This is a genomic window from Ancylobacter vacuolatus (assembly GCF_030813595.1).
GTDB lineage: Bacteria > Pseudomonadota > Alphaproteobacteria > Rhizobiales > Xanthobacteraceae > Ancylobacter > Ancylobacter vacuolatus.
In genome coordinates this window covers 204,325-224,823 of the sequence record NZ_JAUSUH010000007.1, presented here as the reverse complement: position 1 = coordinate 224,823, position 20,499 = coordinate 204,325, and the positions used below count along the sequence as shown (strand labels likewise).

General features: G+C 65.7%; 20 protein-coding genes, 1 pseudogene and 1 riboswitch. Of the genes and pseudogenes, 11 read left to right on the top strand and 10 right to left on the bottom strand.

What is annotated here, in order from left to right; all coding sequences use genetic code 11:
• Positions 1–97: 97 nt before the first annotated feature.
• Positions 98–481: a response regulator transcription factor gene (locus J2S76_RS16230; RefSeq protein ID WP_307061980.1), complete on the bottom strand. Its 384-nt coding sequence runs from the start codon at positions 479–481 to the stop codon at positions 98–100.
• 200 nt (positions 482–681) lie between these two features.
• Positions 682–760: riboswitch (Fluoride riboswitch) on the top strand.
• A gap of 382 nt (positions 761–1,142) precedes the next feature.
• Between J2S76_RS16230 and J2S76_RS16225 the strand changes: the two are divergent.
• Both J2S76_RS16225 and J2S76_RS16220 read left to right on the top strand, forming a co-directional pair.
• A pseudogene (locus J2S76_RS16225) lies at positions 1,143–1,247 on the top strand (ABC transporter permease); the annotation flags it as partial.
• A gap of 28 nt (positions 1,248–1,275) precedes the next feature.
• Positions 1,276–1,542, top strand: coding sequence for a type 2 periplasmic-binding domain-containing protein (locus J2S76_RS16220; RefSeq protein ID WP_307061978.1), 267 nt, complete (start codon positions 1,276–1,278; stop codon positions 1,540–1,542).
• Positions 1,543–1,605: 63 nt separating this feature from the next.
• Here J2S76_RS16220 and J2S76_RS16215 read toward each other — a convergent pair whose 3' ends face one another.
• The gene (locus tag J2S76_RS16215; RefSeq protein ID WP_307061976.1) at positions 1,606–2,928 is read right to left on the bottom strand and encodes an LLM class flavin-dependent oxidoreductase; all 1,323 of its coding nucleotides are present in this window, start codon (positions 2,926–2,928) and stop codon (positions 1,606–1,608) included.
• Positions 2,929–3,104: 176 nt separating this feature from the next.
• Between J2S76_RS16215 and J2S76_RS16210 the strand changes: the two genes are divergently transcribed.
• From J2S76_RS16210 to J2S76_RS16185, 6 genes are all read left to right on the top strand, one after another.
• Positions 3,105–4,184, top strand: coding sequence for an LLM class flavin-dependent oxidoreductase (locus J2S76_RS16210; RefSeq protein ID WP_307061974.1), 1,080 nt, complete (start codon positions 3,105–3,107; stop codon positions 4,182–4,184).
• 34 nt (positions 4,185–4,218) lie between these two features.
• Positions 4,219–5,061: an ABC transporter permease subunit gene (locus J2S76_RS16205; RefSeq protein WP_307061973.1), complete on the top strand. Its 843-nt coding sequence runs from the start codon at positions 4,219–4,221 to the stop codon at positions 5,059–5,061.
• The gene (locus J2S76_RS16200) at positions 5,058–5,768 is read left to right on the top strand and encodes an ABC transporter ATP-binding protein (RefSeq protein ID WP_307061971.1); all 711 of its coding nucleotides are present in this window, start codon (positions 5,058–5,060) and stop codon (positions 5,766–5,768) included. The genes J2S76_RS16205 and J2S76_RS16200 overlap by 4 nt, the downstream gene beginning before the upstream one ends.
• 17 nt (positions 5,769–5,785) lie before the next feature.
• Positions 5,786–6,778, top strand: a complete 993-nt coding sequence (locus J2S76_RS16195; protein ID WP_307061969.1) for an NrtA/SsuA/CpmA family ABC transporter substrate-binding protein — start codon at positions 5,786–5,788, stop codon at positions 6,776–6,778.
• 7 nt (positions 6,779–6,785) lie between these two features.
• Positions 6,786–8,009, top strand: a complete 1,224-nt coding sequence (locus J2S76_RS16190; protein WP_307061967.1) for an acyl-CoA dehydrogenase family protein — start codon at positions 6,786–6,788, stop codon at positions 8,007–8,009.
• A gap of 233 nt (positions 8,010–8,242) precedes the next feature.
• Entirely contained in the window at positions 8,243–8,557 is a 315-nt protein-coding gene (locus J2S76_RS16185) for a WGR domain-containing protein (protein WP_307061965.1), read from the top strand.
• Between the two features lie 75 nt (positions 8,558–8,632).
• Here J2S76_RS16185 and crcB read toward each other — a convergent pair whose 3' ends face one another.
• Both crcB and J2S76_RS16175 read right to left on the bottom strand, forming a co-directional pair.
• Positions 8,633–9,043: a fluoride efflux transporter CrcB gene (gene crcB, locus J2S76_RS16180; protein WP_307061964.1), complete on the bottom strand. Its 411-nt coding sequence runs from the start codon at positions 9,041–9,043 to the stop codon at positions 8,633–8,635.
• Positions 9,044–9,171: 128 nt separating this feature from the next.
• Entirely contained in the window at positions 9,172–10,050 is an 879-nt protein-coding gene (locus J2S76_RS16175; RefSeq protein ID WP_307061962.1) for an alpha/beta fold hydrolase, read from the bottom strand.
• 260 nt (positions 10,051–10,310) lie between these two features.
• Here J2S76_RS16175 and J2S76_RS16170 point away from each other — a divergent pair, with 260 nt between their 5' ends.
• Positions 10,311–12,314 (top strand): PAS domain-containing sensor histidine kinase, encoded by a 2,004-nt coding sequence (locus tag J2S76_RS16170; protein WP_307061959.1) that lies wholly within the window; start codon positions 10,311–10,313, stop codon positions 12,312–12,314.
• 88 nt (positions 12,315–12,402) lie between these two features.
• On the opposite strand, the gene J2S76_RS16165 is transcribed toward J2S76_RS16170, so the two are convergent.
• Positions 12,403–13,449, bottom strand: a complete 1,047-nt coding sequence (locus J2S76_RS16165; RefSeq protein ID WP_307061957.1) for a cupin domain-containing protein — start codon at positions 13,447–13,449, stop codon at positions 12,403–12,405.
• A gap of 196 nt (positions 13,450–13,645) precedes the next feature.
• On the opposite strand from J2S76_RS16165, the gene J2S76_RS16160 reads away from it, so the two are divergent.
• The gene (locus J2S76_RS16160; protein ID WP_307061955.1) at positions 13,646–15,295 is read left to right on the top strand and encodes a Na+/H+ antiporter; all 1,650 of its coding nucleotides are present in this window, start codon (positions 13,646–13,648) and stop codon (positions 15,293–15,295) included.
• Positions 15,296–15,421: 126 nt separating this feature from the next.
• Positions 15,422–16,612, top strand: a complete 1,191-nt coding sequence (locus tag J2S76_RS16155; protein WP_307061953.1) for an MFS transporter — start codon at positions 15,422–15,424, stop codon at positions 16,610–16,612.
• Between the two features lie 125 nt (positions 16,613–16,737).
• Here the strand turns inward: J2S76_RS16155 and J2S76_RS16150 are convergent, their stop codons facing one another.
• The 5 genes from J2S76_RS16150 to J2S76_RS16130 form a co-directional block, all read right to left on the bottom strand.
• Positions 16,738–17,853: an FAD binding domain-containing protein gene (locus J2S76_RS16150; RefSeq protein WP_307061951.1), complete on the bottom strand. Its 1,116-nt coding sequence runs from the start codon at positions 17,851–17,853 to the stop codon at positions 16,738–16,740.
• 22 nt (positions 17,854–17,875) lie between these two features.
• Entirely contained in the window at positions 17,876–18,652 is a 777-nt protein-coding gene (locus tag J2S76_RS16145; protein ID WP_307061949.1) for an SDR family NAD(P)-dependent oxidoreductase, read from the bottom strand.
• A 151-nt stretch (positions 18,653–18,803) separates the two neighbouring features.
• The gene (locus J2S76_RS16140; RefSeq protein WP_307062003.1) at positions 18,804–19,163 is read right to left on the bottom strand and encodes a response regulator transcription factor; all 360 of its coding nucleotides are present in this window, start codon (positions 19,161–19,163) and stop codon (positions 18,804–18,806) included.
• Between the two features lie 158 nt (positions 19,164–19,321).
• The gene (locus J2S76_RS16135) at positions 19,322–20,296 is read right to left on the bottom strand and encodes an efflux RND transporter periplasmic adaptor subunit (RefSeq protein ID WP_307061947.1); all 975 of its coding nucleotides are present in this window, start codon (positions 20,294–20,296) and stop codon (positions 19,322–19,324) included.
• Positions 20,293–20,499 (bottom strand): DUF1656 domain-containing protein, encoded by a 207-nt coding sequence (locus J2S76_RS16130; RefSeq protein ID WP_307061945.1) that lies wholly within the window; start codon positions 20,497–20,499, stop codon positions 20,293–20,295. Before J2S76_RS16130 ends, J2S76_RS16135 begins: the two co-directional genes overlap by 4 nt.

Genomic DNA, 20,499 nt, shown 5'->3' with positions numbered 1-20,499 from the left:
AGCATGTGCCGCAGGACGGCATGCTTCTCTTCGGCTCGAACGGTTTGTCGGCGTGATCGGCTTAATCCGTACGAGGATGCAACCGCCCGCGGGCGCCCTACTGCGCCTGGGAGGGGTTCTTGAGTGCCTCGAAGACTAAGCTCATTATGGCGTCGCCGTCGAAGGGCTTTGCGAGGAAGCCTACGGCTCCCACCTCCTGCGCCCGCCGTCGAACCTGCTCTTCGGGAAAGGCGGTCATGAAAATCACCGGCAGTGCGGCGCCGCGCGCGCGTAGCACCTCATACAGTTCGAGGCCGCCCATGTTCGGCATCTGAACGTCGGTGATCAAGCAATCGGTGTCAGGCAGGGTCGATGAGTTAAGAAAAGCTTCCGCCGAAGCAAAGATATTAGTCTTGAAGCCGAAAGATCGCATGAGGCTTTCTGTGGCCAAGCGAACCGAGTCGTCATCATCGACGATTGCAATAATCGGAACCTGGGACACAACGCTATTCCTTCTCGCGGGCGGTGCGCGCATCGGCGTGCTGCAACGACAATGCTGCGGAAACGCATAATTTAAAATTATACGGAGGTTTGGATTTTATGATTTTGTGACGCGTCGCGTCGCGTCGGTCGCGGCACGCGAGGAGCCGGGCGCGGGCGCCTGATCCGATGCTGTTAAGCCGCCTCCCGCCTCAATACGAGCGGTTTCAAGGCAATGGATTCTCCCGGGCCGCAATGGCCGAACCGCTTCGTTGGAGAAGCTGATGACTCCTACGCACATCGCTTGCGGGCGAAGAAGTAGGTGCACGCCCGGTTCCAGCCTTGCTTCGATGATTTCCGCGCCGATTGCCTGCTGCTCCACCGCCGCGTGGAGGGCGGCATCATGATGTCTGCTCCCGGTTTTCTGAACCTCAGCCTCCAGTGACGTTGCCGCCAACTACTTCTACGGCAAGGATGATGCGCTCGAGGATGCCGTTCAAACCGTGCAGGGAGCATAAGCGCAATGCGTCTCGGCTCTTCGGGCCGACCCCTATATCGCGGACTATTCCGGCGCGATTGCTTGCATGGCTCCGGGAGCCTCGCTTGTACGTCTGATTTTGGGAACTCGCCCGAACTGCGTGAATGTCGGAAATGGCGGCGCGAAGCGGACGTCTCTGGGGGGCGTGCAGACCGTGGCGGCGATGTTCAACCCGCTGCCCGCCATCGCCCTGCTGCCGCTCGCGCTGCTCTGGTTCGGCCTCGGCGAGAAGAGCCTGCTGTTCGTGCTCGCGCTCCATTGCCGAAGCCAACCCCAAGGTGATCGCGGCGCTGATCGGCGCCATCGATGAGACCAATGCGTGGATCCAGAAGGACCCCGCCGCCGCCGTCGCCGAGCTGGCGCCGACCACCGGCATCCCCGCGCCGATCCTCTCCATCGCCATTGGCCGCCAGAGCTTCGGCGTGAAGCCACTGACCGACAAGGTGATCGCCGACCAGCAGCTGATCGCCAACACCTTCTTCGAGCTCGGCCTTGTGCCGAAGAAGATCGTGGTGGCGGACGCGGTGCTGCGCGCCGGGCTCTGAGCCTTCGCAGGCGGGGACGGACGCGCCCGTCGGTAAGTGCGGCGCGCGGGCCGGTTCGGCCGTTCAGCGAAAGAACTGGTTGGGCGGACGCGGCAGGCCGAGATGGTCGCGCAGCGTGGTACCGGCATAGTCGCGCCGGAAGATGCCGCGCCGCTGCAGTTCCGGAACGAGCCTGTCGACAACGTCGTCCAGCCCGGCCGGCAGGAACGGGAACATGATGTTGAACCCGTCGCTGCCCTCGCTCTCCAGCCATTCCTGCATCTCATCGGCGATGGAGGACGGCGTGCCGACAAAGGCGAGGCCGGCATAGCCGCCCAGGCGCTGGGCGAGCTGGCGGACCGTGAGACCCTCGCGCCGGGCAAGTTCGATCGCGCGCTCGCGGGCGCTGCGGCTGTCGTTCGTCTCGGGGATGTCCGGCAGCGGCCCATTCGGGTCGAAGCGCGAGGCGTCGTGACCGAGCGCGATGGAAAGGGCGGCGATGGCGCTTTCCTCATGCACGAGGGAGTCGAGCCGGGCGCGCTTCTCCCGCGCCTCCTGCACCGTATCGCCGACCACCACAAACGCGCCCGGAAGAATCTTCAGGTGCCCGCGCGGCCGCCCGAGCCGGTCGAGCCGGCCCTTTACATCGGCGTAGAAGGCCCGGCCCGAGGCGAGGTCGGGCGCGGCGGCGAAGATCACTTCGGCGGTCTCGGCCGCAAGCTGGCGGCCGGCCTCGGACGCTCCGGCCTGCACCACTACCGGCCAGCCCTGCACCGGACGGGCGATGTTGAGCGGTCCACGCACCGAGAAATATGTCCCCTTGTGATTGAGCACATGCAGGCGCTCGGGGTCGAAATAGAGCCCCGAGGCGACATCGCGGCAAAAGGCGTCGTCAGCGAAGCTGTCCCACAGTCCGGTGACGACGTCGTAGAACTCGCGGGCGCGCACATAGCGCTCGTCATGCTCCATGTGTTCGTCGAGGCCGAAATTCAGCGCGGCGTCGGGATTGGACGTCGTGACGATGTTCCAGCCGGCGCGGCCGCCGCTGAGATGATCCAGCGACGCGAAGCGCCGGGCGACATGATAGGGCGCCTCGAAAGTGGTGGAGGCGGTGGCGATCAGCCCGATCCGCTCCGTCACCGCCGCGAGGGTGGACAGCAGGGTGAAGGGCTCGAACGAGGTGACGGTGTGGCTGCGCTTGAGCGCTTCCACCGGCATGTTCAGCACCGCCAGATGGTCGGCCATGAAGAAGGCGTCGAACTTCGCCGCCTCCAGCCGCTGCGCGAAAGCGGTGAGATGGGCGAGGTTGAAATTGGAATCCGGGAAGGCGCCCGGATAGCGCCAGGCACCGGTGTGCAGGCTGGTCGGGCGCATGAAGGCGCCGAGATGAAGCTGTCGTGAGGCCATTGGCAGGTTTCCCTGAGGTGGGGACGAGGGGGCATCCAATTTAGCCGGCGCGCAGGTCACAGGGGGCGTGGGCGGCGCATTCCACATGGCGCGTCACGCACCGCGTTTGACACCTTGGTTTAGAAGTTTATATAGTATGTAGACTATTAGTTCCAAGAAGGGCGGGCAGGTTAGCGATGACGTCTGGTATCAGATTTGGTGTCTGGGCGCCGGTCCATGGGCCGCGCGCGGCCCTTAATGACCCGGAAGAGCCGTTCGATGCGTCCTGGGAGCACAACAAGGCGGTGATCCTCGAAGCCGAGCAGCTCGGCTTCCACTCGACGCTGATCGCCCAGCACACCGTCAACCCGCATCTGCCGGACCATGACCAGCTGGAAACCTGGACGGCGGCGGCGGCGCTGGCGGCGCTCACCCGGCGGATCGAGATCATCGCGGCGATCAAGCCGTTCATCTTCCACCCGGTCTTCCTCGCCAAGATGGCACTGCAGATCGAGAACATCAGCGGCGGCCGGTTCGGCATCAACCTCATCAATGCCTGGAACAGCGCCGAATTCGAGAAGGCGGGCATCGCCTTCGGCGAACATGATGCGCGCTATGAATATGGGCGGGAGTGGATCTCGGTCGTCTCCCGGCTGATCGCGGGCGAGACCGTCACCCATAAGGGGCCGCACTTCTCCATCACCGATTACAAGCTGACGCCGCGCGACCTGCATCGGGGGCGCCCGTCCATCTATATCGGCGGCGAATCCGAGCCCGCGCGGGCGCTGGCCGCCGACCACAGCGATGTCTGGTTCATCAACGGCCAGCCGCTCGCCGATGTCGCGGCGCTGATCGCCGATCTGCGCCGTCGCCCGCGCGAGGGGGCGCCGCTGCGCTTCGGCCTCTCCGCCTTCGTCATTGCCCGCGCCAGCGAGGAGGAGGCGCACGAGGCCTATGAGCGCCTTGTTCGCCTCGCCGCGCTCGACGCCGACGTGCACGCGCTCCAGCGCAAGCACGCCGATCCGAAGACGGTGATGTTCCAGACCATGGCGAAATCGGTGCGTGTCGGCACCAATGGCGGCACCGCTGCCGGTCTTGTCGGCTCCTACGACCAGGTGAGCGAGCGCATCCTCGCCTTCCACCAAGCCGGGATCGAGCTGTTCATGCTGCAGTTCCAGCCGCTGCGCGCCGAGCTGCGCCGTTTCGCGGGCGAGGTCATCCCGCGCGTGCGCGCCGCTGGCGAGCTCGCCCCCGCTCTCGCTTTTTCCGACGCCTGAAGCCTCGCCCGGCCGACCAGAGAGAGAGCACGGCATGAGTGTGACCACCGCGTTCACCGCCAATGAGGGCCGGACCTATTCGTCCGCGCCGGCGCCGGGGTTTCGGCTGGGTTCGAGCGGCCTCGTCGCCCTGTCCTGGCTCGTCCCCGTGCTGCTGCTCATCACCTGGGAGGTGCTGGCGCGCTACGGCTGGATCGAGCCGCATCTGCTGCCGGCGCCGAGCAAGGTGGCGCTCACCGCCTATAAGCTCACCGTTTCCGGTACGCTGCTGCACGATCTTGCGGTCAGCCTGCTGCGGGCGGCGATCGGCTTCGCCATTGGCGGCGGCATCGGCTTCGCGCTTGGCACGCTGGTCGGCTTCTCCCGCATCGCCGAGGCGGTCATCGACCGCAGCGTGCAGATGGTGCGGGCGATCCCGTTCCTCGCCGTGCTGCCTCTGGTCATCGTCTGGCTCGGCGTGGGGGAGGGGCAGAAGATCTTCCTGGTCGCGCTCGGCGTCGCCTTTCCGATCTATGTCAACACCACGCTGGGGATCCGGCAGGTCGACCCCAAACTGATCGAGCTCGGCCGGGTGCAGGGATTGAGCACCTGGGAACTGATCACGCGCATCATCCTGCCGGGCGCGCTGCCCTCCATCCTCACCGGTGTGCGCTTCTCGCTGGCGACCGCCTGGCTCGCGCTTGTGGTGGCGGAGACCATCGGCGCGCAGGCTGGGCTCGGCTTCCTCGCGCTCGATGCGCGCGAATTCCTGCGCACCGATGTCATCGTCTTGACGGTCATCATCTACGCGCTGATCGGCGTTGTCGCCGACAGCCTCGCCCGGCTGCTGGAGCGCCGCCTGCTGCAATGGCACCCGAACTATGGAGCCGTGCGATGACCGTTCAGCCGCGCGCCTCGGCGTTCCAGAACAACGCGGTGGTGGTCTCGCATCTGCGCCGCGCCTATGGCACGCGCACCGTGATCGACCACCTCAACCTGGTGATCGGGCAGGGCGAGTTCGTCGTGCTGCTGGGCGAAAGCGGCTGCGGCAAGACCACGCTGCTGCGCGCTCTCGCCGGGCTGGACCCGGTGCAGGGCGGCACGATCGAGGTGCCGGGGCGGCCCGCCGTGGTGTTCCAGGAGCACCGGCTGCTGCCCTGGGAGACACTGTGGCGCAATGTGACGCTCGGCCTGCATGTGCCTGATGCCCGCGCCCGCGCCGCTGACGCGCTGGGCGAGGTGGGGCTGGGCGACCGGCTCGACGACTGGCCGCGCAACCTTTCCGGCGGGCAGGCACAGCGCGTGGCGCTGGCCCGCGCGCTGGTGCAGGCGCCGAAGCTGCTGCTGCTCGACGAACCCTTCGCCGCGCTCGACGCGCTCACCCGCCTGCGCATGCACGGCCTGGTCAAGGATCTCGTCGCCCGCCACCAGCCGGGCGTGCTGCTCGTCACGCACGATGTCGACGAGGCGCTGCGCCTCGGCAACCGCATCCTCGTCATGCGCCACGGTGTCATCGCTGCCGAGCACAGGCTCAGGCCCGACCACGACAGTGCCGGTGTGCGCGCTGAGCTGCTGCGCGAGCTCGGCGTCACATCATCTCATTGATTATCAAGGATTTCATTATGTCGAGCTCCCTCTTCACACCGTCGCGGCGCAGCTTTCTGGCCACATCGCTGGCCGGCGTCGCGGCAGCTGGCCTCGCCGGCCCGGCCCTCGCGGCGAGCGGGCGCACCACCGACACGCTGCGCCTGACCTGGGGCTATTTCGGCCTGACCTACCTTGCCAAGGAACATGGCGCGCTGGAGAAGCGGCTGGCCGATCAGGGCATCAAGGTCGAATGGATCGGCCCGTTCCCCAATCACGCGCCGACCCTGCAGGCCGTGACCGGCGGCACGGCCGACTACGCCTTTGGCGGCAGCACCACGCCGGCGCTGGCGGCGATCCTCGCCGGCTCACCGCTCGTCTTCACCCAGTTCTTCATCTATGAGCCGCGCACGACAGCGATCATCGCCAAGAAGAGCTCCGGCATTTCAAAGGTGGAAGACCTCATCGGCAAGTCGGTGGCGGTAAACCGCTCCGGCCTTGGCGAATTCCTCGTCGTCGCGGCGCTGGAGAAGCACAATATCGACCGTTCCAAGGTCAATTTCGTCTATCTGAACCCGCCGGACGCCGCCCCGGCGCTCGCCGCCGGCAAGGTCGATGCCTGGTCGATGTGGAGCCCCGGCGTCGACATCGCCCGCGTCGAATATGACGCGCAGGACGTGTTCATCGAGGAGCGCGACCTGCCGTTCCAGATCGACTTCAACACCTATCTGACGCGCCGCAAATTCGCGCAGGAGAACCCCGACCTCGTGCGCGCCTTCAACGCCGCCATCGTCGCGGAGGCCGAATGGGCCAACACCAACAATGTCGAGGCGGAGACCATCGCCTTCAAGGGCCTGAAATACCCGGAAGCGGTGCGCGATCACTTCATTTCGCTCAATCGGAAATACACGCCCTATTCCGTCACCGACGAGGGCTTCCTTGCCAAGTTCCAGAACGCCGCCGACTGGCTGAGCGCGCGCAAGGTGCTGCCAGAACAGGTGAAGGTCACCGACTATGTGGCTGTGGTGTGAGGGTGTCATGAACAAGCCACTGGACCCGCTCGCCCTGCGCCCGCCTGCGGATGGGGAGGCGGCGCTCGCCCGCCTTCAGCCGCTGTTCGACCGCATCGAGGAGGGGGCTGCCGCGCGCGAGCGCGAGCGCATCCTGCCCTTCGCCGAGGTCGCGCTGCTGCGCGAGGCCGGTTATGGCGCGCTGCGCCTGCCGCGCCCGGACCATGCCGGGCTCACCTTCCGGCAGTTGCTGAAGATCGTCATCCGGCTCGGTGCGGCCGATTCCAACGTGGCGCACATCTTCCGCAACCATTTCACGGTCAACGAGCTGTATGTGCGCCGCGCGCGCGAGGGCCAGGGTCGCCTCTGGCAGGAAGCGGTGGCGGGCGGGGCCATTTTCGGCCTCGGCAATATCGAGCTCGGCGCGCGAACCGCCGGCGGCGTCCTGCCGTCGACCACGCTCACGCCTGACGGCGACGGCTTCCGGCTGAACGGCACAAAATACTACACCACCGGCACGCTCTATTCGACCTATGTGCTGGTGCGCGCCGCGACAACGGACGAGCGACTCGCCTCCGTCATCATTCCGGTGACGCGTGAGGGGATCGAGATCGTCGATGATTGGGACGGTGTCGGCCAGCGCCTCACCGCCTCCGGCACCGGCCATTTCCGCAACGTGCGCGCCGAGGCGGCGGAGGTGGTGTTCGACGCCGACGGGGTGGGCTATGGCCACGCCTATTCCAACACGCTGGCGCAGCTCTATGTGACGGCCATCGTCGCCGGCATCGCGCGCGCCGTGCTGAACGATGCGCGGCGCCTGCTGCTGGGGCGCACGCGCACCTTCTATTACGCCAATGCCGAGCGCCCGGCGGACGATCCGCTGCTGCAGCAGGTGCTCGGCGAACTCTCCACCGACGCCTTCGCGGCGGAAGCCGCCGTGCTCGCCGCCGCCGAGGCGCTCGATGATGTCGGCGCCGCCCGCGACAGCGGACGCGACGATGAGGGCCTCGCCCATGAGGCGGCCCTGGCCGCCGCCAAGGCCAAGCTCATTGTCGACGAACTCGCCATCCGCAGCGCGGGGCGCATCTTCGATCTCGCCGGTGCCAGCGCGGCCAGCCGCGCCCGCAACCTCGACCGGCACTGGCGCAACGCCCGCACGCTCGCCACCCACAATCCCGGCGTGACCAAGGCCGCCGCCATCGGTGCCTTCGAGGCGAACGGGACCCGGCTGCCGGCGAAAGGATTCTTCTAGGCTCAGCCGGCTTTAAAAGGGGATGTTACCCAGACCTTCGGTCCCCCCTTGTTGGGCCGCGCTCAGGGCAGGGCACAAGAAGGCGTGCGGACGCAGCACGCACATAAATGCCTCCCGGGACGATCGGGCGGCCTGATTGCGCCTCAACCCTCCATCATCGATCTGAATCGATCCGGAGAATCGATTCATAAAACGCGTTGGACGGGTCGGTTGGGGTGCGGGACATTGCTGCCATGAGCACAATCCCGAATGCCTCTTTCCATCTGCGACGCATCGTTCCCGCGCGCAACATGGCGCGTTTCTATGTCGCCTGCGTGGAGCCGTCGCTTTTGCCGGGCTGCTCCCTGCGCCGCAGCTGGGGGCGCATCGGAGCGCCGGGCCGCACACGTATCGATCTGTTCGACGCTTCCGCAAACGCCGTGGAAGCCCTCGCCCGCCTGCGGCGCCAGAAGCTCCGTCGTGGCTATGTCGAGGTAGGCGATGTGGTTACGCCTGCAGCCGACACCACGGTTCTCGTCGATCGACCGCAGGAGCCTAATCCGCTGTAGCCTTCGTCGACGTCATCGCCGACCTTCGGGCATCCTCAGGGACGTGCGCCGGGCACGTGCCCGGCGGGCCGCAAATCACCTCACGCTCCACGTCTGTGGCGCCCCGGCAAAGGCGCCAGGAACCATATAGCCGAGACTGCACGCCATAAGGCAAAGCAGAACCGACAGGACGATATTGAGTGCAGCGCGGCCCGGCTGCCCGGCATTGAGCAGCATGAGGGTCTGAAGGCTGAACGACGAAAAGGTCGTGAACCCTCCGCACAGACCCACCAGCACGAACTGACGGAACTCAAAAGGAATGGCGGAATGCGTTCGGCTCTCGAACAACGCGGCAAACAGACCGATTGCGAAGGATCCGCACACGTTAATAACGATCGTTCCCCAGGGAAGCATGTCGCCGAGAAACACACTGAGCCAACGGCCCAACCCGAAGCGCAGCACGCTGCCAAGTGCTCCGCCGAGCGCGACACATCCATATGTGAGCATGGTGACTTCCCTTAAGCTTGCCGGCAGTCGGAGATGACGCGGCAGGGATAGTCTTTCAGACCAGGCTCGTTGACATAATTCCACGTTGATATGGATCGCATAAACAAAGGTATGCGAACATCGAAACATTAGCTGTTCGCATAATCCGAAAGGAAATCAGCCAGAACCTGATTGAATTTGATCGGATTTTCAAGAAACATGAAATGGGATCCGCCCTCTTCTTCCTTGAATATGACGGTCTTTGCTCCCGCTATCGCACGCCCGGAAGCCAGCATGGCTTGCCAGGGCACTATACTGCGCTCCGCGCCCACGCAGAGGCACGGGCGACGGATGCGCCCGATGACGTCCTGCCAGTTCTTGAAGGCATGATCATAGAGCAGGCGCGCGGCGTAGGCGCGCGGCAAGAGCGCATTTTGCGCGAGCACCCAGTCAAGATGGTCAGCGGGGTAATGGTCACTGAACATGCTCCTGACGAATGAGGCACTTAACGATCCGTCATCCTGCGCCAGGCGCGCCACCAGCTCTGCGGCCTCCTGGGCCGAGAGTATGGCGCCCGCGGTGAGACGCTCTTCCTCCGACCAGCCCGGTTCGCCGACAATGGCCGAGGCCTGATCCACGAACACCATCCGCTCGATATCGGCATCGCCATATTGTTCAAGGTAGCTCCATATCACCGAGGAGCCCATGGAATGGCCGATCAGCACGACGTTCCGCAGGTCCTGCGAGCAGATCAAGTCATGCAGGTCCGCCGCGAGCCGCGAAATGCGATAGCCATGGGCCGGCTTTTCACTCAGCCCGTGCCCCCGCATGTCCACGGCGATGACATGGCATGCCGCGCTCAGGCTTTCGATCTGGAATTTCCACTGTTCGGCCGTTTGCGACCAGCCGGGGATGAGGATGACAGGCTTGCCGGATCCCGCCTCCAGATAGTGCAGCGTCACGCCATCACTGGTGCGGAAGGAGCCGTCGATCCATGGTCTTGCCGCCTGGTCGTCTGCCCGATGCATGCCCCATTCTCCCGCACAAAAAGTCCATGGACGATGCGGATGACAAGGGTCGGTCGATGCCGCGTCATCCGGGCCGACGTTAGTCCCCCCGGCGCGGCACGCATGCAACGGCGACTTTCGGAGGAGCCAGCACAGATGTTCAATACAGATGATCCGCTTCTCCGCTACATCGCAAAATGGCTGCCGTACGTGCCGGCGTTCGATATTCGCGGAGATAAGGAGCCGTGCCTGTGACGGATGCGCCGAGCGTATGGCAGAGGATGAAGAGCGCCGACAAAGTCGTCTGCGCGGCTGCGGCGACCGCCGTCGCCGGGGCGGTGTTCATGGCCGACCTCTGGCTTCCCGTTCATAGCGCGATTGCGGCGCTTTACATTGTCGTCGTGGTGATCGTCGCCGCGGGCGGCCTGCATCGGTTCGTGCTTCCCGCTGGTGCGGCCTGTCTGGTCCTCAGCGCGATCGGCTATTTCATCGCGTCGACGACGGCCGCCAATCCGCATACCGTTCCCGATTTCATCCTCAGTGCCCTGTTGATCGCCTGCGTCACGGGGCTTGCCTTCCGGCTGAGCGCGGAGGCCGCCCCCCTGCGCGAGCAGGCGCGGATCCTGGAGTTCACCCACGACACCGTCATCATCTGCGACACGGCCGGGCGCATCCTCTACTGGAACGAGGGGGCGGAGCGGCTCTATGGCTGGTCGCGGGAAGAAGCCATTGGCGCGCATTGCCACGAATTGCTTCAATCGGACTATCCGCGTGCCGAGGTGGAGCGCGCCCTTTCGGCCGAGGGCAGCTGGGCGGGCGAAATGCACCGTCGACGTCGCGATGGCAGCGAAATCGTGCTGGCCGGGCGGTCGCTTGTCCGGCAAGACCGGTTGGGGCGCCGTATCGGCGTGATTGAAACCGGCACGGACCTTACGGCGGAACGGCAGGCGCACGAGGCGCGCCGGATCTCGGAAGAGCGCTATGAGGCGATCTTCCATGAATCTCCGGTTTCCATGTGGGAATCCGACTGGACGCGCGTCCTTGCCCATCTCAAGGCAACGAGCGTCACGCCGCAGTCGCTCAGGGCAAGCAACGACCAGATCCCCGTCCTCCGCAATCTGGGCTCGACGCATATCGCCAACAAGGCAACGGCCCGCCTCTTCGGTACGGATTCGCCCCATGCGATGGTTGGGAAGACCTTTGTTGCGCACTACATGCCATCTACCGAAGCCGCGCTTGCAGAAATCTTTGCCACCTTCCTCGAAGGCGGGCAGATGCGTGAGGTCGAGACCCAGTTTCGCACCGCGCAGGGCAGGGTGATCGACGTGCTATGGCGCGCGACGCTGCTTCGGGGAAGAAGCGAATGGTCCCGCGTGCTGATCACGGCCATCGACGTGACCGATCGCAACAATGCGCGCGCCAGGCTGGAGCAGGCGTCGGCCGACCTGGCCCATGCCGCGCGTGTCTCCACCCTTGGGCAGCTTTCCGCCTCGATCGCGCATGAAGTCAGCCAACCGCTGGCGGCCATCAAGACCTATGGAGAATCGGCCAAGCGATGGCTCGCGGCGCCCACCCCGGACATTGCCGAGGTGGCCATGTGTCTGGATGGTGTGATCGCAAACAGCACACGGGCGTCGGAAACCCTGGCGCGCGTTCGATCCCTGGCGCGGAAGGACACGCCTCAACCGGAGGCGTTCGATCTTGCCGGCCTCATCGCGGAATCGGTTCGGATGCTGCAGCGCGAAGCGAACGCGCACGCGACCCATATCCGAGAGCTTATCGAGCCGGGGCTGCCGGCGGCCTTTGCCAATCGCGTGCAGATCCAGCAGGTCATCGTGAACCTGATCCTCAACGCAATCCAGGCCATGGACAGAATCGACGGCCGGCCGCGCGAAGTCGTCATCTCCCTCAGCACCGCTGCCCAGCAGATGATGAACATCGACGTGCGCGACAACGGCACCGGCATCGCGCTGGAAAACCCCAACGAGGTATTTCAGCCCTTCATCACTACAAAGGCCAACGGGATGGGCATGGGCCTTGCCATCTGCCGGTCCATTGTCGAGGCGCATGGCGGGACGATCCGGGCCGAAAACAACGTCGCCATGGGCGCCACGCTCTCGTTCACCGTGCCGACGCAGGTGAGCGTGGCGGACGCTTCGCAGCGCCTTCCGCTGGCGAACGAAGCCCGGGTCGAGGGCCCGATGACTGGCGCCAGCGTCGCCACCCGCTCGGCCGGCACGCGGGCGGATGCCGAGGCGCACACAATCGCCCCGACCAAGCACTGATTCTGCTCCAGCTGCCGCGGCTGAAAATGAGGAGAGGACCGAAGCCTTCGCTCGTGTCCTCTCCTTCGATGTTGCAACGCTTGGGGGCTCACGCGCGGATCGGCGGCGCCATGAAGAGCGTGCGGTGCGGCAGACGTTCGGCCGTGGCGCGGGGCAGGTTCAGATTGGTGGCCAGGACATCCGGCGGGGTGGACGCGAGCCACGCGCTGAGGTCGTTCGATTCATAAAGGCCGTTATTGAACCCGACCAGAACCCTCAGCATGCCCTCGCCGGTGTTGCGGATGTAATGGCCCGATCCCATCGGGGCGTAGCCGACATCGCCTTGCTCGAACGACTCGATGACGACTTGGCCTTCGGCAAGGAACACGCCCATCTCCGCCGATCCCTCTAGGTAATACTGCCACTCGTCGGCGCTCGGATGCCAATGCAGTTCACGCATGGCACCCGGCTGAATTTCCAGCACGGAGCCGGCCATGGAGGTCGAGATAGGGAACTCCTTCTCGGTCACGTAGACTTGGGTGCCGCCGCCGGGAACGCGGCGCGGCTGCTGGGCACCGAGCGGGTAGCGATGGGTACTGACCAGCGCCGGCGTGCCGCGCGCCGCGGCATCGAAGGAGCTGTCATCGGGCACCGGGCCGGCAGCGAAATAGGCCTCGCCTTTCGGCAGCAGGGCGATGTCGTCGGCACCGAGGCCTAGATTCTGCGCGACCACAGCCTGCGGCGTGTGAGCGAGCCAATCCGTGACGCTGAAGGTGTGATCCTCGGAGAAATCGCCATTGTCGAAGATAAGGATGAAATGACACTCTCCGGGGCCGATACCCTGGATCGAATGACCCCAGCCGCGCGGAAAATACCAGATATCGCCAGGGCCGAAGGTGTCGGTCTCCCAGCTGCCGTCGGGATTCAGCAGGGTGGTGCGACAGCCGCCGGAGACGACGTACCCCCATTCTGCGGCATTGGCGTGCCAGTGCATTTCGCGCATCGAGCCGGGCGCCAGACGCATCGAGACGCCGGCGATGCCGATGCTTGCGGGAAATTCGCGCACCGAAGCACCGCGCGTGACGCCGCCCGCGCCAATCCGCGGAGGCTGCTGTTCGAGGCGGTAGCGGAAGGAGAGCTTGTCTGCGTTGCTCATGATGTCGGCTCCATTCGGTTCGGGCAGTGACGTGCCCGGCGACGCTAGGAGGGGAACGGCAGGAGGTTTTTCGCGAATGCCGGATGTGATCGCCTGGGCCTGAGCGGCTCGGTCTATGGCCCTTTCAACGTGGCTTCGCGAAAGACGCGCGGTCTGGTTCTTCTAGTGTCGCCCGTTCAGAGAGCGGGCTCCCGGCATGCATCACTTCTACATTGTGCTTGTTCTGCTGCTCGGCGTCGTTGTGAGCCACTGGATCGCTGGCACGCTGCGCGACCGGGTGGCTTTGCCCCTTGTCCAGATCGCGCTGGGCGCCGCGATCGGCCTGATCGGCCCGTTCAGCGTGACACTTGATCCCGAACTCTTCTTTGTCCTTTTCCTGCCGCCACTGCTTTTTCTCGATGGGTGGCGCGTGCCGACGGAAGACCTTTCGGACAATGCCGGGACCGTGCTCTCACTGGCCTTCGGCCTCGTCTTCTTCACGGTTCTCGGCATCGGCTACCCCTTGCATATACTGGTGCCGGAGATGCCGCTCCCGGTTTGCTTCGCACTCGCGGCTGTGGTGTCGCCGACCGATGTCGTGGCCGCCGGCGCCATGGTGGCGAACGTGCCGGTGCCGCGCCGCATGCTGCGGATCCTTCAGGGCGAGGCACTGTTCAATGATGCTTCCGGGCTCGTCTGTCTGCGCCTTGCTGTCGCGGCGACGATGACGGGGGCCTTTCACTTCTGGGATGCGTTGGCAGAATTGGCGTGGACCGCCATCGGGGGCGTGCTGATCGGCGCGGCGCTGACATGGGCCGTCTCCGGTGCCAAGACGTGGGTGAGCTCGCAGCTGGGCGAGGTTACATCCACGCAGATCATCATTAGCCTGCTCGTGCCCTACGGCGCCTACCTTATTGCCGACGGCGCCGGCTGCTCGGCGGTGCTGGCGGCGGTCTCCGCCGGCATGATGATGAGCCGGCTTGAAGTGCGCGGCATCACGCTGCCGATGACGCGCCTTCGGCGAACGACCGTCTGGGAGACGCTCCAGTTCACGCTCAATGGCATCATATTCCTTCTGCTGGGCGAGCAATTGCCGAACGTGCTCTCGCACATCAATGCCAGCGTGGCCGAGGACGGGCACCGTAGCCTGGCATGGCTAGGGGGCTGCATCGCGGTGATCACGGTGGCGCTGGCGCTGCTCCGCTTCGTCTGGGTCACCGCCATCATCCGTCTGCGTCGTCCCGGCGGCGGGGCCCTCCGCCCTCGGACGAACTGGCGTCTTGTCGCCGCCATGTCGGTGGCCGGCGTGCGGGGGGCGGTGACGCTGGCGGGGGCGATGAGCCTTCCACTCAAGGGATATGACGGCGCGGCATTTCCGGCCCGTGACGTCGTCATCGTCATGGCGGCAGGCGTGATCGTCACCTCGCTCGTGCTTGCCAATCTGGCGCTGCCGCGTCTGCTGCGCGGTGTGACCTCTCCGGTGGAGCCCGACGGCACCAAAGCTGCGCTGGAAGCGCGCATCCAGGCCACTCAGGCGGCGCTGGCGGCGGTCGCGACCGCCGGCGCTCAGCGCGCCAACCCGCAGACCGAGTTCATCGCGGCCGCAGCGCTGGTGACCGGGGACTATCAGCGCCGGCTCGAACACTTGTCCGGCCACGCCGAAGCGGCGCCGAAGGACGATCGGGGCGGGATGGAACACGCGCGGCAGGACGAGCGCACGCTACGCCTGCTGGCGCTGAGGGCGGAGCGCGCCGCCGTCATCGGCATGGCGCGCAAGCGACACATCTCAAATGATCTCGCGCGAACTCTGATGCGGGAAACCGATCTCGCCGAAACCTATTACCTGTCACCGCCAGAAACGGCGTGAACGCCGGCCAAGCACACTCACGTATAAGCCAAGCAACCGAACGGCCGATTTCGGCAGCCTCCGCCCGGCTCTAACTTTCCTGCACAGACAGCTGAGCTGGCCCCCTCACATGCAGGAACATGAGCGATGTCGAAACATGAAAAGATCCACCCTGGCGCACCTGCGAAGGCGATGATCGGCGCAGGGTCTACCTTCGCCATGGCCACCGCCTCCGGCATCGCCGTCGCCAACATCTATTACAACCAGCCCATGCTCGCCCTGATCGAGCAGGACCTGCCGGGCAGCCTGGCGGGCGCCATACCGACCGCGACCCAGCTCGGCTACGCGCTCGGTCTCTTCCTGCTGGTGCCGCTGGGCGATCTGATGGAGCGTCGGCGTCTCATCGTCGGCCAGTTCATCGTGCTTGCCGCCGCGCTGGTGCTCGCGGCACTGGCACCGAGCGCGCTACTTATCGTGCTGGCCTCGCTTCTCGTCGGGCTGGCCTCGACCGTCGCCCAGCAGATCGTGCCGCTCGCCGCACATATGGCGCCGCCGGCGCGGCGAGGCGCGGTCGTCGGCACGGTGATGGCCGGCCTGCTTACCGGCATCCTACTGAGCCGCACGCTGGCGGGATTTGTCGCCACCCATGGCGGCTGGCGGGAAATGTTCTGGCTGGCCGTCCCCATGGCCCTGGCGGCGGCGGGCCTGATGGCGGCGATCCTGCCGCACAGCGCGCCGGACTCTCGCATGAGCTATGGCCGGTTGCTGCACTCGGTCTGGCATCTCTGGTTCGAGTTTCCGGCACTCCGGCTGGCCGCGCTGACGCAGGCCGCCCTGTTCGCCGCCTTCACCGTGTTCTGGACGATCCTCGCCTTCCGCTTGGAGCAGCCACGGTTTGGCCTTGGGGCGGATGTCGCCGGCCTCTTCGGTCTGGTCGGTGCCGTCGGCATTCTCGCCGCCCCGCTCGCCGGCCGCTTCGCCGATCGGCATGGGCCGAGCCGAGCCGTGGTCCTGGGAACCGCCGTCACATTGGTGTCTTGGGTGGTGTTCGGCGTCTGGGGATCACTGGCCGGTCTGGTTGTCGGCGTGATCCTGCTGGATTTTGGCATGCAGACGGCGCTCGTCTCCAACCAGCACATCGTTTTCTCCCTGCGCCCGGAAGCGCGCGCTCGGCTCAACACGGTGCTCATGGGAGCGATGTTCCTGGGTGGCGCGCTCGGTTCCGCGCTGGCGACCCTCGCCTGGGGGGCCGGGGGCTGGTTCCTTGTCAGCGTCCTCGGCACCGCCTTCGCCGCCGTTGCGGCCGCGCTTCAAGCGCTGGCATGGATCCGCCGCTGAGTGCGGCGCTGTGAGGCTGGGCGGCCATCAGGCCCGCCCAGCCGGCTCCAGCCGGCTATCCCTGGCGCACCATGTCCTGCAACGGCAGGTGCGCCGCGCGGCACTGAGGGAAGGCGGGGAGGGGACTACCCCAGAGACTGCCCCAGCCGCTGCCCATAGGCGACGATCGAGCGCCCGATGGGCGCGCGTTCGGCCTCATAGGCGGCGAGCCCGGCATCGATATCGGGCGTCCCACGCAGGGCGTTGCGCAGGGCGAAGGCATCGCCGGCGGCCTTGGCAACGCCCATCGCGGTGTGCGGACGCGCCACAAAGGCGGCATCTCCCATCAGCGCCACGCGGCCCGCGACCATATGGGCCGGCGCATAGTCGAAAATGGCGTGAATGAAGGGGCGGGGCTCGGCCGTCACCGCGGCCGCGAAGGAGGGCGGCAGCAGCCGTTCGGCATCTGCACGCATCGCGGCAACAATCTCGGGCCGCATATGACCGGGTGCGAGCGAGAAGGGGCGACGCACAGCGTCGGCGTCGGTCAGCACCGCGTGGAGCTCATCAGGTGCGTAGCGGCGGTACCAAACCCAATTATACCGGCGACGGCCGATAGCGGTCGAGCCATCTGATCCCGGCACGAGATAGCCAAGAATGTGCGAGCCGGGCATTTCATAGAAGGCGAAGCGCTCGAACAGTTGTTCGGCGGCCGCCGACGGAATTTCAGCTTCGGGCACCAGGCCGCGCCAGGTGGCGTAGCCAACATAGTCCGGCAGGGAATGCGGTCCGCAGACCGCGGAGCGCACCGCCGAGCCAATACCATCGGCGCCGATCACAATATCCGCCCGCTCCTCACCGCCATCGGCGTAGCGGACCTGCACGCCCTCCGGGCCCTGCCGGATGTCGACCGCGCGCCGGCCTTTCTGGTAGCGGATATCGGGCAGCAGTTCGCGGAAGGTGCCGAACAGCAGGTCCCAGGACAGTTGCGTCTGCGGCGTGCGCTGCCGGTGGATGATGTCGCCCGCGCGGTCGAGATAAATCCGCTCGCGCGCCTCCACCCCGATCTGCGCCATGTGCTCGACGCCGACCTCGCGAAGGATATCGAAGACCTCGCGCTGCGCCACGAGCCCGGCGCCACGTCCTTCCAGGCCGTGGATCGAGCGTTCGGTGACGGTGACATCGAAGCCGGCGCGGTTCAGCAGCACGGCGGCGAACAGGCCGCCGATCGAACCGCCGACAATGAGGATGCGAGCGTTCATGATGGGCGTTCCTCGCCGGACGTCAGATGATGGAGTCAATCACGCCGCCATCGACCCGCAGCGCGGCACCGGTGGTGGCCGAGGCGAGCGGGGAGGCGATGTAGACCGCCATGTTCGCCACTTCCTCGACGGTGGCTGGCCGGCGGATGATCGAGGTCGGACGGTGAGCTTGCACGAAGTCGGCCCCGGCCTGTTCCAGGGTCTTCCCGCTGGCGACATCGGCCTTGAGCATTTCGGCCACGCCCTCGGACAGCGTCGGGCCGGGCAGGATCGAATTGACGGTGACGCCGGTGCCAGCCATGCGCTTGGCCAGACCTCTGGCAAGCGCAACGTCGGCGGTTTTGCTCACCCCGTAATGGACCATCTCCACCGGAATGTTGAAGGCCGACTCAGAACCCAGGAACAGCATGCGACCCCAGCCCCGCGCGGCCATGCCCGGCAGATAGGCGCGGGCGAGGCGAACCCCCGACATGACATTGACCTGCCAGTGCGCCTCCCACACCTCATCAGTCGTGTCGAAGAAGTCGGAGGGCTGGAAGATGCCGAGATTGTTCACGACGATGTCGAAGGAAGGCTCCGCCGCGACCATCTCCCGCACGCCGTCCGGCGTACCGAGATCGATGGCGCGCCCCCGCGCCGAGGCAGCGAGGCGGGTCAGGGCGGCGTCGACCTTGGCCTGGGTGCGGCCATTGATGACGACGCGCGCTCCCGCTTCCTGGAGGCCCCTGGCAATCGCAAAGCCGATGCCTTCGGTTGATCCGGTGACGAGGGCGGACTTGCCGGAAAGATCGATCTTCATCATCGGCTCCTGTCGCGACTGCCAGCCCGGTCGCCAAACGGCGATCAAGAAGCCCGCAATCTGTGGCGTTGAAGCGCGACAATAGAAGGAGCGCGGGAACCGGCTGTTCGGTTCGCCCGCTCATATGACGGGCTGTGCGACGCCTGCCGCCTCAGCCCGCGCGGGTGAGCGCCCTTTCGATGCAGGCGATCATGTCGTTGCCATCGAAGGGCTTGCTGAAAAAGCCGGCCGCCCCGGCGGACATCGCCTGACGCCGCACCCGTTCCTCGGGAAAGGCCGTGATGAAGATGAGCGGCAGGTGACGCCCATCGGCCAGAAGGCGATTCTGCAGTTCCAGGCCGGTCATGCCCGGCATCTGCACATCGGTGATCACGCAATTGCTGTCATGCACCTGCGGCGAGCGGAGGAAGTCGTCGGCCGAGGCGAACGTGCTCGTCTTGAAACCCAGCGATCGGACAAGGCTGGCGGTTGCCGCTCGCACAGCGTCATCATCGTCGATGATCGAAATCATCGTGTCGTGGCGCACGTCCAGAAATCCTTCTCAATGACCAAAGTCGCGCCCCTTTTAACGTTCGCGGCACCAGACGTTCCGAAATTGCAGGGAACGTTGTCAAACCGATCGGGTGCCCTGCCTGTCAACAATGGCTTCGCGCGCGTCACGTTGCAGGGTCAAGGGAGCTTATTTACCGCAGGCGCTGTCACGGGCGAACCTTCGCCCTGGTGCGGCGCTTTCGCGTCCGCAATTGTACCAGGTCCCACGATTGATACAGTCGCCGTCAGGCCGGCCGCGAGGGTGATGTCGGGCGGAACATGGTCGAGGACGATCCGGACGGGCACGCGCTGGGCGAGCCGGACCCAGGTGAAGACCGGGTTGACCGTGGCAAGGCCGGAACCATCGGGCTGCGCATTGGGAACGGCAATTCCGCGCCCTATGCCCGTGACCTTGCCGGTCAGCTTCTGGGGATAGGCCATGAGAGCGACCCGAGCCGTGTCGCCGAGGTGGATCCCGTTGAGCACCGATTCCTCGAAATAGGCGTCGACCCAGAAACTGTCACTGTCCACCACGGAGAGGACACGTTGCCCGTTCGTGGCATAATCCCCGGGCTGGGCGAGAAGGTTGGTGACGTAACCATTCACCGGCGAGACGATCCGCGTGCGGCCGAGGTTCAGCCTGGCTTGGTCGCGATTGGCGAGGGCCTGCTGATATGCCGCGGCCGCCATGTCCGCCACGGCGGCGAAGCTCTGCTGCTCCTCCTTGGACACGGCAATGGCGGTGAGCTGGGCGCGCCGTTGTGATTCCGCCTGTTTGTTGTCGAGATCGGCCTTGGCGCGCGCGACCGCGGCTTCGGCATTGGCGAGCGCGATCTGGTAGTCGTCAGGCTCGACGACCATCAGCAGATCGCCCTTGCGCACGAACTGGTCGCCCTTGACGGGGAGTTCGACGATGCGGCCCGAGACCTGCGGCGTGACCGTGACCACATAGGCACGCACCGTGCCGTCGCGTGTCCAGGGGCTCGCCATATAGGCCTGCCACATCCACCAGCCGAGCAGGCCGGCCGCCCCGAGGGCGCTCAGGGTCAGCAAGACCGACAGCACGGCGCGAAATGTCGATGGCCGGTCGTCGGCCGGATGGATGATGGTCATTGCCGCGGCCCCACATAAAGGACGATGAGCGAAAGAATGATGATGTAGATGCAGAGATTGAACAGGCCGGGGTGCCAGATCCGGCGTGTAACTTCCAAGTGATTGGCAACCAGGCTCAACGGAAATGTTGCCACCCAGGCCGCCAGCATCATCACGGCGAAGGGGGCGACATAGACCCCGAGAATGTTGATCTCCGTGTACAC

What these genes read in the sequence shown, in the direction of transcription:
- J2S76_RS16150 (WP_307061951.1), bottom strand. Translation starts at nt 17,853, where the DNA reads ATGAACGCTCGCATCCTCATTGTCGGCGGTTCGATCGGCGGCCTGTTC.
- J2S76_RS16155 (WP_307061953.1), top strand. Translation starts at nt 15,422, where the DNA reads ATGTCGAAACATGAAAAGATCCACCCTGGCGCACCTGCGAAGGCGATG.
- J2S76_RS16175 (WP_307061962.1), bottom strand. Translation starts at nt 10,050, where the DNA reads ATGCATCGGGCAGACGACCAGGCGGCAAGACCATGGATCGACGGCTCC.
- J2S76_RS16145 (WP_307061949.1), bottom strand. Translation starts at nt 18,652, where the DNA reads ATGAAGATCGATCTTTCCGGCAAGTCCGCCCTCGTCACCGGATCAACC.
- J2S76_RS16140 (WP_307062003.1), bottom strand. Translation starts at nt 19,163, where the DNA reads ATGATTTCGATCATCGACGATGATGACGCTGTGCGAGCGGCAACCGCC.
- J2S76_RS16165 (WP_307061957.1), bottom strand. Translation starts at nt 13,449, where the DNA reads ATGAGCAACGCAGACAAGCTCTCCTTCCGCTACCGCCTCGAACAGCAG.
- J2S76_RS16205 (WP_307061973.1), top strand. Translation starts at nt 4,219, where the DNA reads ATGAGTGTGACCACCGCGTTCACCGCCAATGAGGGCCGGACCTATTCG.
- J2S76_RS16210 (WP_307061974.1), top strand. Translation starts at nt 3,105, where the DNA reads ATGACGTCTGGTATCAGATTTGGTGTCTGGGCGCCGGTCCATGGGCCG.
- J2S76_RS16200 (WP_307061971.1), top strand. Translation starts at nt 5,058, where the DNA reads ATGACCGTTCAGCCGCGCGCCTCGGCGTTCCAGAACAACGCGGTGGTG.
- crcB (WP_307061964.1), bottom strand. Translation starts at nt 9,043, where the DNA reads ATGCTCACATATGGATGTGTCGCGCTCGGCGGAGCACTTGGCAGCGTG.
- J2S76_RS16190 (WP_307061967.1), top strand. Translation starts at nt 6,786, where the DNA reads ATGAACAAGCCACTGGACCCGCTCGCCCTGCGCCCGCCTGCGGATGGG.
- J2S76_RS16185 (WP_307061965.1), top strand. Translation starts at nt 8,243, where the DNA reads ATGAGCACAATCCCGAATGCCTCTTTCCATCTGCGACGCATCGTTCCC.
- J2S76_RS16160 (WP_307061955.1), top strand. Translation starts at nt 13,646, where the DNA reads ATGCATCACTTCTACATTGTGCTTGTTCTGCTGCTCGGCGTCGTTGTG.
- J2S76_RS16170 (WP_307061959.1), top strand. Translation starts at nt 10,311, where the DNA reads ATGAAGAGCGCCGACAAAGTCGTCTGCGCGGCTGCGGCGACCGCCGTC.
- J2S76_RS16195 (WP_307061969.1), top strand. Translation starts at nt 5,786, where the DNA reads ATGTCGAGCTCCCTCTTCACACCGTCGCGGCGCAGCTTTCTGGCCACA.
- J2S76_RS16215 (WP_307061976.1), bottom strand. Translation starts at nt 2,928, where the DNA reads ATGGCCTCACGACAGCTTCATCTCGGCGCCTTCATGCGCCCGACCAGC.
- J2S76_RS16135 (WP_307061947.1), bottom strand. Translation starts at nt 20,296, where the DNA reads ATGACCATCATCCATCCGGCCGACGACCGGCCATCGACATTTCGCGCC.